Genomic DNA, 12006 nt, shown 5'->3' on the forward strand with positions numbered 1-12006 from the left:
GCCATAAGGCAAGCGAGGGGAGCGCGCCGGGTGGGGTCGCTGAGCGATCGAGGGCTCAGCGTCAGCCGACGCGCTTTCCAAGTACGAGAATTCGGGTGCGCATGGCACTGACCCTCCCCCCGGCACGCATGTGGTGTCAAGTGGGTGGGACGGGAGTCTCATTATGTGAGCGGAGCGCCGTGCCGCCTCCGAGGACCGCGGTCACCCCACTGGTGTACACCTCCGCGCCGCCCCCCGCGAACGCGGGTTCGGCGGGGCCGTGCGGCACCGGGTAGTGGCCCGAGGCCAGCGCCCTGCGCAGCCGGTACTCGTCCAGCGGTCCGGAGAAGGCCATGCCCTGCCCGTGGGTGCAGCCCATCGCCCGCAGTGCGACGACCTGTTCCGGGAGGTCCACGCCGTCGGCCACGGACTGGAGGCCGAGGTCCCCGGCGATCCTCAGCAGCCCGCTGGTGATCTTGTGCAGTCTGGCGGACTCCACGACGCCCTCGACCAGACTGCGGTCGAGCTTCAGTACGTCCACGGGGAGTCTGCGCAGCGCGGTGATCGCCGCGTAGCCGCTGCCGAAGCCGTCCAGGGCGATCCGGACGCCGACGCGGCGGATCGCGGTCAGCCGGCGCTCCAGCTCGTCCAGGGAGACCCGGGGATCGGTGTCGGAGAGCTCGATGACCAGCGAGCCCGACGGCAGCCCGTGCCGGGTCAGCAGCGCCTCCACCGAGCCCAGGGGAAGCGAGCGGTCCAGCAGCCGCTGGGCGCTCATCCGGACCGCCACGGGCACGGTGAGCCCGTTCGCGGCCCGTTCGGCGGCCTGTTCGACGGCCTCCTCCAGGATCCAGCGGCCCAGCTCCTGCGTCTTGTCGCTGTCCTCGGCCACCCGCAGGAACTCGGCCGGCGTGAACAGCACTCCCTGGGAGGAACGCCAGCGCGCCTGGGCGGAGACCGAGGTGATCCGGCCGTCCTCCAGACAGACGACGGGCTGGTGCAGCAGGGTGAACTCGCCGTCGTGCAGCGCGGCACGCAGGCGCGTGGCCAGCTCCGCCTTTCGTACGACGTCCTGCTGCATCTGGGGCGCGTAGAGCTCGACGCGGCCCTTGCCGCCCGCCTTGGCGCGGTACATCGCGAGGTCCGCGTTGCGCAGGAGCTCGCCCGCCCCGAGGCCGGGTTCGGCGAAGGCGACGCCGATGGAGGCGGCGACCCGGACATCGTTGCCGTCGATGAGGTACGGCTGCGAGAGCGTGACCCTGAGGCGGTCGGCGAGCTCCAGGATGTGGCCCTCGCGGGCGGTGCGGTCGCGGGTGCCGTCCCCGACGATCAGTGCGGCGAACTCGTCCCCGCCGAGCCGGGAGGCGGTGTCCCCGTAGCGGACCGCGTCCTGGAGTCTGCGGGCGGCCTGGACGAGCAGCTCGTCCCCGGCCTGGTGCCCGATCGTGTCGTTGACGGCCTTGAAGCCGTCCAGGTCGATGAAGAGGACGGCCGTGCCGCGGTCGGAGGAACGGCGGCCGGACAGGGCCTGCTGGACGCGCCGGGTGAACAGGGCGCGGTTGGGCAGGTCGGTCAGCGGGTCGTGCTCGGCGTTGTGCTGGAGCTGCGCCTGCAGGCGCACTCTTTCGGTCACGTCCCGGCTGTTGAAGATGAGGCCGCCGTGGTGACGGTTGACGGTGGACTCGACGTTGAGCCAGCCGCCGTCGCCGGACCGGAAGCGGCACTCGATGCGGGTGGTGGGCTCTTCGAGGGGGCTGGCGGCGAGGAAACGGCGCACCTCGTGCACCACGCAGCCCAGATCCTCCGGGTGGATGAGACCGGCCAGTTCCGTGCCCACGAGCTCCTCGGCGGAGCGGCCGTAGACCCCTGCGGCGGCCGGGGAGACGTACCGGAGGATGCCGTTGGGTGCGGCGATCATGATGACGTCGCTCGAGCCCTGCACCAGGGAGCGGAAGTGGTTCTCCTTCTGCGCGAGTTCCTGGGTGAGGGTGATGTTGTCGAGCAGCATGATGCCCTGGCGCACCACGAGGGCGAGCACGACGGTGCCGCCGGTGAGGAGCACCACGCGGTCCACGCTGCGGCCGTTGAGGACGTTGTAGAGGATCCCCAGCGTGCAGACGGCGGCGGCGAGATACGGGGTGAGGGCGGCCAGTGACCCGGTGATGGGCCGGGTGACCGGATACCGGCTGTGGTCACCGCCCTGCGCTCCCTGCACTCCCTGCACTCCCTGCGCGGACGGATGGCGCTGGATCCCGAGCCGCGGCCTGGGCAGGTGTTCGTGCACCACGCGCGTGCGCCCGACCGATGGCCGCCGGTCACCGTCCGGGTGCCGGGGCGCGGCCCAGGGGGCGTAGGCGAGGAGCAGGGAGCCGGCGAACCATCCGGCGTCCAGCAACTGTCCGGAGCGGTAGTTGTTGTGGAGCAGTGGCGAGGTGAACAGGGCGTCGCACATCACGGTCAGGGCGAGCGCGCCGATCGCGGTGTTCACCGCGGTGCGGTTGACCGCCGAGCGCCGGAAGTGCAGCGCGAGGACCATGCTGACGAGGGCGATGTCCAGCAGCGGATACGCCAGGGACAGCGCGGTGTGCGCGACGCTGGGCCCCTCCGACTTGGCCGCCTGGGCGAGAGCGAGGCTCCAGGAGAGCGTGAGGAGCGAGCCGCCGATCAGCCAGGAGTCCAGGCCGAGACAGACCCAGCCCGCCTTCGTCACCGGGCGCTTGGCGAGGACCAGCAGACCCACGATCGCGGGCGGGGCGAAGCACAGGAAGAACAGGTCGGCGTAGCTGGGGCTGGGCACGTCCCGGCCCAGGACGACCTCGTACCACCCCCAGATCAGGTTGCCGAGCGACGCCATGGCGGAGGAGAGCGCGAAGAGCAGCCAGGCCTGCCGGAAGCGGACCCGACGGTCGCGGGCGTAGAGGAAGCACGACACGGCGGCGGCGCCCGCCGCGGCGCTCAGCCCGAAGTCGCCCATGATCAGGGCCAGTTCGGGCGAGCCCCAGCCGAGCGCGGAACCGAGGGCGTAGCCCGCGCACAACAGGGCGAGGAGGAGTTGGTGGACCAGGCTCGACCCGCCACGGAGGACCGGCGGCCGGGAGGGCAGCAGCGCCGCCCTCGCGGGCCGGGCCCGCAGCGCTCCGTCGAGGGTGGTCGTGGGAGAGGGGGGCGCGCTCACCGGGTCCTCCCGGTCCGCGCCGCTCCGGGGTCCGGGTGCGCCGGGTGCGCATGCCTCCTGCGGCTGCTGTGCCTGCGGTGATGAGGGCTGTGGTGACCGCCGTGACCGGCGTGGTGGCCGCGTCTGCGCGCGGCTGTGTGCCAGGGTCGGAGCCGGCGGCCCCGCCGCGTCGGATCGTTGGTCCATAGGCCGTGCATCGCCCGTCGCCCCCCTCACAGTCTGCAATGTCCATCCCCGGCGCCGAACGGTGCGCGGCGCTGCCCCTGTCGGGACGATACACCAGTCTCGTCACTCAGGGACATAGTTCCTCTACGCTCCGTGACGACCAGCGGCGATGCGGGCACGGCCCGCGTCCGGAAGGTTGCGGAGGGTACCGGAAACGGATTGCGCGCCTGTTGCTCCGTGGTCCTAAGCGTTTGTGGAACCCGTCGTAAGGATCACGTTGCGCAGGGGCTCCTGGTTCACATAGCGGGTCACCTGGTCCACCAACAGGCGTTTGGCGCGCGGCAGGAACGCGGAGGTGGGTCCTCCGACATGGGGACTGACGAGTACGCCCGGCGCCTGCCACAAGGGGTGTCCCGGGGGGAGCGGCTCGGGGTCGGTGACATCGAGGGCGGCGGTGATGCGGCCGGTCTCCAGTTCGGCGAGCAGCGCCTTGGTGTCGACGACCGGGCCGCGGGCGACGTTCACGAGGAGCGCGCCGTCCTTCATACGGGCCAGGAAGTCGGCGTCGGCCAGGTGACGCGTGGTCTCGTCGAGGGGCGTGGACAGGATGACGACGTCCGCCTCGGGGAGCAGGGCGGGCAGTTCGGTGAGCGGGTGCACCGGGCCGCGCTCCGTGGTGCGCGCGGAGCGCGCGACGCGCGCCACCCGCGCGACCTCGAACGGTACGAGCCGGTCCTCGATGGCGGAGCCGATCGAGCCGTAGCCGACGATGAGGACGTTCTTGTCGGCGAGCGCGGGCCGGAACCCGCCGCGCCACTCCCCCTTGTCCTGGGCCCGCACGAAGTCGGGGATCCCGCGCAGCGAGGCGAGGACCAGGGTGAGCGTGAGCTCGGCGGTGCTCGCCTCGTGCACACCGCGCGCGTTGCACAACCGCACGCCGGGACGCAGATGCCTCAGGCCCGGTGTCACGTTGTCGACTCCGGCCGACAGCGTCTGGACGACCTCGACGGAGCTCAGGCGGGGCATCGGCCGCAGGACGACATCCAGAGGCTTCATGTAGGGGACGACGTAGTAGGCGCAGTCGGCCGGGTCCGCCGGGAAGTCCTCCTCGCCGTTCCAGAAGTGGTAGTCGGGGCCCTCGGGGAGCCCCTCGATGTCGTCGGGCGGGATGGGAAGCCACACATCAGCACTCATGGTCAGGAGGCTATGTCAGGCGCCTGGGAGCCCAGAGGTTAGGTTGGGGGCCGGAAGAGGGAGGGTCACGAGCAGGTGGAGCGCAGGAAGATCGGCGCGGCGGCGCTCGCGGTGGGAGCCGTCGGACTCGGGTGCATGCCGATGAGCTGGGCCTACAGCGGCTCGCGGCAGCGGGGTGACGAGTCGGTCAGGGCCGTGCACCGGGCGCTCGATCTGGGCTCGACGCTGCTGGACACGGCCGACATGTACGGCCCGTTCACCAACGAGCTTTTGCTGGGGAGGGTGTTGAAGGACCGTCGCGAGGACGCCTTCGTGTCGACGAAGGTCGGTCTGCTGGTGGGCGAACAGCACATCGTGGCCAACGGCCGCCCCGGCTATGTGAAACGGGCCTGCGACGCGTCCTTGCGGCGGCTCCAGACCGATGTGATCGACCTCTACCAGCTGCACCGCGAGGACCCCGAGGTGCCGGTCGAGGAGACCTGGGGCGCGATGGCGGAGCTCGTTCAGGCGGGAAAAGTACGGTCGTTGGGGCTCTGCGCGATGGGAGCGCGCGGCGGGCGCCGCTCCGGCAGGCGCCTGTACGACGCGACGATCCGGCAGTTGCGGCGGGTCCAGCAGGTCTTCCCGGTGAGCGCGGTGGAGGCGGAGCTGTCGGTGTGGTCGCCGGAGGCGCTGGGGACGCTGCTGCCGTGGTGCGCGGCGCGCGGCATCGGCTTTCTGGCGGCGATGCCCCTCGGCAACGGCTTCCTGACCGGCACCCTGACCCCCGGCGAGGGCTTCGAACCGGACGACGTCCGCGCCCGCCACCCCCGCTTCACCGCCGAGATGATGGCCGCGAACCAGCCGATCGTCTCCGGCCTGCGCCGCGTCGCGGCCCGGCACGGGGAGGGCGTCACCCCGGCACAGGTGGCGCTGGCGTGGGTGCTGGCCCAGGGCACTCACGTGGTCCCGGTGCCCGGGACCAAGCAGGAGCGCTGGGTGACGGAGAACGCGGCGGCAGCCGACCTCCGGCTGACCGGCCAGGACCTCACGGAGGTGGCGGCACTGCCACCGGCCCAGGGCTCGTGGGACTAGCGGACCTGCCTCCGGCCCATGGACCAGCAAACCCAGCGGGGGCGCCCGGCCCCCGGCCCAGCAAACCCGCCGACGGCGGCAACGACCCGCAGCACCAGCAGACCCCCCAGACGACACCCGCGCCGCAGACCAACCCTGCCGACCGCACACGGGCCGCAGGCCCGCAGAACCAGCCGGGGCGCCCGACCTGCGGCCCAGCGAGCGTGACGACTGCGCAGGGGCCCGTGGAACCCACAGGCCCACCGTCGGCGGCCGACCCACGGATCAGCAAGACCCCAGCGGCGCCCGACCCACGGCCCAGCAAGCCCACCGACGGCGGCACGGATCCGCAGGACCAGCAGACCCCCGGACGACACCCGCGCCGCAGACCAACCCTGCCGACCGCACACGGGCCGCAGGCCCGCAGAACCAGCCGGGGCGCCCGACCTGCGGCCCAGCGAGCGTGACGACTGCGCAGGGGCCCGTGGAACCCACAGGCCCACCGTCGGCGGCCGACCCACGGATCAGCAAGACCCCAGCGGCGCCCGACCCACGGCCCAGCAAGCCCACCGACGGCAGCACGGATCCACAGGACCGGCACGCCCTCAGACGACACCCACGCCGCAGACCACACCCGCCGACCGCACACAGGCCACGGATCAGCAGACCCAGCGGCCGTGCAGGCGCCGCATGGCCGGCAAGCCCGTCGACGGCACGCTCGTCGCGGAACTGGCGGAAACGGGTGGGCGCATTGGGTCCGGGAGATCGGGAACCTGGGAGGCGCGAGCGGTGTATGACAGGTAGAACCCGCCGCTTCGAAGGGACCATGATCGTGCATCGTCGAGCTGTGACGGCCGTGCTGGCCGCGACCACGCTCCTGCTGACGGCCGGCTGCTCCTCCGACGGCGGAGGAGGGGGCGGCTCGCCCGACGGCGGCGCCAGCGCCTCGTCGAGCGGTGCGGCCTCGGGGTCCTCCCCCACCCAGCAGGCCGCCGAGGCGACCCCGCCGGCGAAGGGCTCGGTGAAGGTGGTGCGCACGATCGTCGAGGACCTCAAGACGCCCTGGGGCCTCGCCCCGCTCCCCGACGGCGACCTGCTCGTCTCCTCACGGGACGACGGCACGATCACCCGGGTCGACGGACAGTCCGGCAAGAAGACGGAGCTGGGGCAGGTCTCCGGCGTCTCCGCGGCCGGCGAAGGCGGCCTCCTGGGCATCGCGCTGTCCCCGGACTACGCCTCGGACCACATGGTCTACGCCTACTTCACCTCCGACTCGGACAACCGCGTCGTGCGCATGGTCTACGACGAGCAGAAGGCGTCCGGTGAGCAACTGGGCGCACCCGACACCGTCTTCAAGGGCATCCCGAAGGGCTTCATCCACAACGGCGGCCGGATCGCGTTCGGCCCGGACGGCATGCTGTACGCGGGCACGGGCGAGAGCGGCAACACCGGCCTGTCCCAGGACCGCAAGTCCCTGGGCGGCAAGATCCTGCGCCTGACCCCGGAGGGCGACCCGGCCCCGGGCAACCCGTTCCCGGGCTCCCCCGTGTACTCCTACGGCCACCGCAATGTGCAGGGCCTCGCCTGGGACTCCAAACAGCGTTTGTTCGCCTCGGAGTTCGGCCAGGACACCTGGGACGAACTGAACACGATCAAGCCGGGCGACAACTACGGCTGGCCGACCGCCGAGGGCAAATCGGACGACAACAACTTCCACAACCCGATAGCCCAGTGGCACACCGACGACGCCTCCCCCAGCGGCATCGCGTACGCCGAGGGCTCCGTCTGGATGGCCGGGCTCAAGGGCCAGCGCCTGTGGCGCATCCCGCTGAAGGGCACGGCGGCCTCCGCCGACCCGCAGTCGTTCCTGAAGGGGGAGTACGGCCGGCTGCGCACGGTGGTCTCCGCGGGCGGCGACAAGCTGTGGCTCGTCACCAGCAACACCGACGGCCGCGGCAGCCCCAAGGAGGGGGACGACAAGATCCTGGAGATACAGGTCAGCTAGCCGGAGCCGTCATTCCGGTGCGCTGCGCGAGGGCTCCTCGGTGTCGTCGTCCGGCTTGGACCGGCGGACGACGACCTTCCCGGACGTGAGATCTATCGGTCCGCGTCCGGGGTCGCCGTCGCCGACGTCCTCGCGGGTCAGCTCCAGCCGGTTCTGCTCGTCACGGGTGTGCTTGCGGCCGGGTGCGAACAGTTCCTCGAACATGTTGAACATGCAGCCTCCCCGGCCGGTCTCCTCCACCGTACGCCTCACTCGGTGATCGGCGCGTGGAGAGCCTCCTCCGGGAACAGCCCCAGCCGGTGCGCCACCGCCGCCGCCTCTCCCCTTCCGGAGACGCCGAGCTTGGCCAGGATGTTGGAGACATGGACGCTGGCCGTCTTCGGGGAGATGAAGAGTTCCTCGGCGATCAGACGGTTGGTGCGGCCGAGGGCGACCAGGCGCAGGACGTCGCGTTCGCGGCCGGTGAGGCCGAGGGAGCGGACCGGGTCGTCCCGGCCGGAGGCCGGCGCAGCGGTCAGGGTGAGGCGGGCGCGCTGGGCGAGAAGCGTGACGGCGTCGGCGAGGGGCCGGGCGCCGAGGTGGTCGGCGGCGGCGTGGGCGAGGCGCAGGAGTTCGGTGGCCCGGTCGCGGTCGGGCTGCTCGGCCCCGCCGGGTGCCGACAGCAGGGCCTGGGCCAGCCGGTGGCGGACCCGGGCGAGGTCGTAGGGGCGTTCCAAGGGCTCGAAGGCGGTGACGGCCTCGTACCAGTGGTCCGGGGTGTCGGCGCTCTCGGCGCGCAGCAGTTCGGCGCGGACCCAGCGCTCGTGGGCCAGCCAGACGGGTGCGTTGGTGGCGAGGGGCCTGGCGGCCTCCCTGATGCGGTGGAGGATCTTCGCGCGGTCCTGTTCGGCGACGGGCAGGCCGAGGGCGTCGGCCTCCATGGTGGCGGCGGTGAGCAGCAGGGGCCAGGCATAGCGCTGGGTGCCGGGCGGGAAGCCGGCGTCCAGGACGCGTTCGAGTTCGGCGCGGGCGTCCAGGAGGCGGCCCTCGGCGGCGGCGATGCCGATGGCCAGTTCGGTGAGGGGGAGTTCGTGCTGAGGGGTTCTGTCATGGGTACCGAAGTAGCCGCGCGCGGCGGTGAGTTGGCGTGCCGCCTCGGGCAGGTCGCCGCGGGCGAGAGCGAGGGCCGCGCGGTTGCCGGCGTGGAAACCGCGGGGCTGGGCGCTCCGTCCGACGAGTTCGGCCCTCGTGGCGGATTCCGCGGCCCGGTCCCAGCGGCCCAGCGAGTGGAGGGACTCGGCGAGGTTGCCCCAGATCCAGGCCTCCTTGTCGGACAGGCCGAACTTCCGGGCGTAGCCGAGTCCTTCCTCCAGGATCGGCACGGCTTCCCGGGAGCGTCCGATGGCTTCGAGGGCGTTCGGCAGATTCACGTAGACACGGCTGGCGACGGCGGAGATGCCGTCCTCGACTGTCTGCCGCAGGATCTCGAACATCTCGGCGAGCCCGGTCTCGACGCCACCGGACTCGACGATGAGACCCGCGTGGGTGAGTCGAGCGTTCATCTCGATCTCACGGGCGCCGACCATGCGCGCGTACTCCACAGCCCGTTCGGCGGCCGTGATGGCCTCAGGGCCGGGAACGTGAACCATGGACCAGTGGGCGACGTTCGCCAGGACCTCGGCGTGTACCTCGGAGGGTGGCAGACCGCCGACGAGATCCTTGGCGGTCGCCAGTTCCGCCCAGCCGTCGCCGCGGGTCAGCCCCTGGACGAGATGGGAGCGCTGGACCCAGAACCAGGCCGCGCGCAGGGGGTCCGCGTCGTCCTCCAGGAGGTGCAGCGCCCGCTTGGTGATCTTCAGGGCGCGTTCGCGTTCGCCGCCCAGGCGGCCGGCGACGGCGGCCTCGGCCATCAGGTCGAGGTAGCGCAGCGGGGCGGTGGCCGGATCACAGCCGCAGGGAGGGTAGACCTCGGTGTAGTCGACGGGGCGCAGGGCGTCCCTGACGTCCTCGGGGGTGATGTCCCACAGCTCCATCGCACGTTCCAGGAGCCGGAGTTGTTCGGAGTAGGCGTGCCGGCGGCGGGCGGTGACGGAGGCGTCGAGGACGGCGGGCAGGGCCTTGGCCGCGTCGTGGGCGTGGTACCAGTAGCTGGCCAGGCGCATGACCCGCTCGTCGGCCGGGACGAGCGTGGGGTCGGCCTCCAGGGCTTCGGCGTAGCGGCGGTTGAGGCGGGAGCGTTCGCCGGGCAGCAGATCGTCGGCGACGGCCTCGCGGACCAGGGAGTGCCGGAAACGGTAGCCGTCGCCGTCGGGTGCCGGAAGGAGGATGTTGGCGTTCACCGCGACCCGCAGCGCCTCGATGAGGTCGTCCTCGGCGAGCCGGGTGACGGCGGCGAGCAGCCGGTACTCCACGGTGGAGCCGCCCTCGGCGACGACCCGGGCGACCCGCTGGGTGCTCTCGGGCAGCCCCTCGACGCGGACCAGGAGCAGATCGCGCAGGGAGTCGGTGAGGCCGGTGCCGCAGCCCTCGGTGGCGCAGACGGCGAGTTCCTCGACGAAGAAGGCGTTGCCGTCGGAGCGTTCGAAGATGTCGTCGACCTGGGCGGCGTTCGGTTCGGTGGCGAGGATCCCGGCTATCTGGCGGCTGACCTCGTCCCGGTTGAAGCGGCCGAGTTCGATCCGGCGGACCGTGCGCAGCCGGTCGAGTTCGGCGAGCAGGGGGCGCAGCGGGTGGCGGCGGTGGATGTCGTCGGCGCGGTAGGTGGCGAGGACGACCAGGCGGCCGGTGCGCAGGGTACGGAAGAGGTAGGCGAGGAGGTGGCGGGTGGAGGCGTCGGCCCAGTGGAGGTCCTCCAGGGCGACGACCACGGTGCGCTCGGCGGCGACGCGCTCCAGGAGGCGGGCGGTCAGTTCGAAGAGGCGGGCCAGGCTCTCCTCGTCGTGCCGGCCGGTGCCCCGGGCGGGATGGGCCTCGCCGACCTCGGGGAGCAGCCTGGCCAGTTCCTCCTCCTGGCCCGCGGCCGCGGCGGCCAGTTCGTCGGGCAGGGCGCGGCGCAGAGCGCGCAGGGCGGTGGAGAAGGGGGCGAAGGGCAGGCCGTCGGCGCCGATCTCGACGCAGCCGCCGAGGGCGACGACCGCGCCCTGACGGCACGCGGCGGTGGCGAACTCCTCGACGAGCCGGGTCTTGCCGACGCCGGCCTCGCCGCCGAGCAGCAACGCCTGAGGCTCTCCCGCGGCGGCGCGGGAGAGCGCTTCGTTCAGGCTGTTCAGCTCTTCGGTGCGGCCGACGAACACGGGACTGACGGACCTGGTCTCCACAAGCCCGAGCATTACACGCGGGTCCGACAGCGCGGCACCCGTTTTCGGGGCGGGTCCGGTTCCCCAACTGCCTTTGGCTGCCGGGAGGACGGCCGCGGTGGTGACCGCGGGGACGGACAGAGCCGTACGGCCGTCCTCCCTGCCGGCGCTCACGCCGTGCGGAGGAACCGGTGCCGCCGGGGGCGGCCCGTATGCGCATCGCTCTCCGCGGTGCGCGCGGCGGCTTCGCGACGGGCGGCGCGGCGGCCGCGCAGGGTCTCGCGGACGAGGCGCTCGTGCTCGGCCTGGCGGCGGAGTTCGGCGGAACGGTACAGGGAGATCTCGTATGCGGAGTACATGGTGTCGTCCTTGTCGGAGTCGGTGTCGGGCTTCGCTTTCTGCGATGCCTCTACCTTCGTCTCCGAGGGGGGTCCGCCACATCGGGAGAGTTCCGCATCTTCGGGGGCCGCGGGGGCCTTAGACGCGCGAGAGGGGCCTCAGGGCCTCCGTAAGGTACCTACGGCTGCCCTAAGACCCCTCGTGACCTGCGCTTGTTCAGGCGGAAGGCAGGTCCAGCAGGAGGTCGGTGTACTTGAGGACGGCCAGGAGCAGGCCGACCACACCGAGCGCGACACCGCCCCAGGCGACGGACTTGATCCAGGTGGCCTGCGGCTTGCCGGGAGCACCGAAGGCCGGCCGGGCCAGCACGCCGACACCGACGATCAGGGCGATGAGCGCGAAGACGCCGCCCCAGAGCGCGGTGGCCTTCCAGGCGTCGCCGTAGCCCTCGTCGAGGAGCTTCGCCACGTCGGAGGACGTCGCGGTCTGCGCGTGCAGCTGGCCGACCAGCGACTGCCGTGCGGACGCCACGGTGCCGACCCAGCTGCCGGTCAGCGAGACGAGGCCCAGCGCCGCGGAGACGACGGCGCCCGCGCCCTGGCCGACTCCGGTGGGGCCCTCCTCCCGGGCGGCCTCGGGCAGGTCGTCCTCGTCGTCGATCTCGTCGGCGGCGGTGTCCTCGGCTGCGGTGTCCTCGGCCTCCGTCACCTCGTCGGTCTTGGCGACGCTCACCTTCTCCTCGTCGGTCGTGGCCTCGGTGCCCGTCGTGGCACCGGTCTCGTCAGCTGTCTTGGTTCCCATGTCCGGCACCGTACGGATCC

General features: G+C 72.2%; 8 protein-coding genes. 2 read left to right on the top strand and 6 right to left on the bottom strand.

What is annotated here, in order from left to right; genetic code table 11:
- Positions 1–136: 136 nt before the first annotated feature.
- On the bottom strand, positions 137–3154 hold the full coding sequence (locus ACIBJB_RS30220; RefSeq protein ID WP_398935061.1) for a putative bifunctional diguanylate cyclase/phosphodiesterase: 3018 nt from the start codon (positions 3152–3154) through the stop codon (positions 137–139).
- 408 nt (positions 3155–3562) lie between these two features.
- The gene (locus ACIBJB_RS30225) at positions 3563–4513 is read right to left on the bottom strand and encodes a 2-hydroxyacid dehydrogenase (RefSeq protein ID WP_398935063.1); all 951 of its coding nucleotides are present in this window, start codon (positions 4511–4513) and stop codon (positions 3563–3565) included.
- Between the two features lie 75 nt (positions 4514–4588).
- Between ACIBJB_RS30225 and ACIBJB_RS30230 the strand changes: the two genes are divergently transcribed.
- Together ACIBJB_RS30230 and ACIBJB_RS30235 are read left to right on the top strand one after the other, a co-directional pair.
- Entirely contained in the window at positions 4589–5587 is a 999-nt protein-coding gene (locus ACIBJB_RS30230) for an aldo/keto reductase (protein ID WP_398935065.1), read from the top strand.
- 805 nt (positions 5588–6392) lie between these two features.
- Complete coding sequence (locus tag ACIBJB_RS30235) at positions 6393–7571, top strand: PQQ-dependent sugar dehydrogenase (RefSeq protein ID WP_398935067.1); 1179 nt, start codon at positions 6393–6395, stop codon at positions 7569–7571.
- Between the two features lie 9 nt (positions 7572–7580).
- On the opposite strand, the gene ACIBJB_RS30240 is transcribed toward ACIBJB_RS30235, so the two are convergent.
- From ACIBJB_RS30240 to ACIBJB_RS30255, 4 genes are all read right to left on the bottom strand, one after another.
- Positions 7581–7784, bottom strand: a complete 204-nt coding sequence (locus ACIBJB_RS30240; protein ID WP_398935069.1) for a DUF6191 domain-containing protein — start codon at positions 7782–7784, stop codon at positions 7581–7583.
- A gap of 35 nt (positions 7785–7819) precedes the next feature.
- The gene (locus ACIBJB_RS30245) at positions 7820–10879 is read right to left on the bottom strand and encodes an AAA family ATPase (RefSeq protein WP_398935180.1); all 3060 of its coding nucleotides are present in this window, start codon (positions 10877–10879) and stop codon (positions 7820–7822) included.
- Between the two features lie 137 nt (positions 10880–11016).
- Positions 11017–11205: a hypothetical protein gene (locus tag ACIBJB_RS30250; protein ID WP_398935070.1), complete on the bottom strand. Its 189-nt coding sequence runs from the start codon at positions 11203–11205 to the stop codon at positions 11017–11019.
- A gap of 196 nt (positions 11206–11401) precedes the next feature.
- A complete protein-coding gene (locus tag ACIBJB_RS30255; protein WP_398935072.1) occupies positions 11402–11986 on the bottom strand; it encodes a hypothetical protein in 585 nt (194 codons plus the stop codon).
- Positions 11987–12006 lie beyond the last annotated feature (20 nt).

The sequence above is a fragment of the Streptomyces sp. NPDC050759 genome (genome assembly GCF_044456945.1).
In the GTDB taxonomy this organism is placed as follows: domain Bacteria; phylum Actinomycetota; class Actinomycetes; order Streptomycetales; family Streptomycetaceae; genus Streptomyces.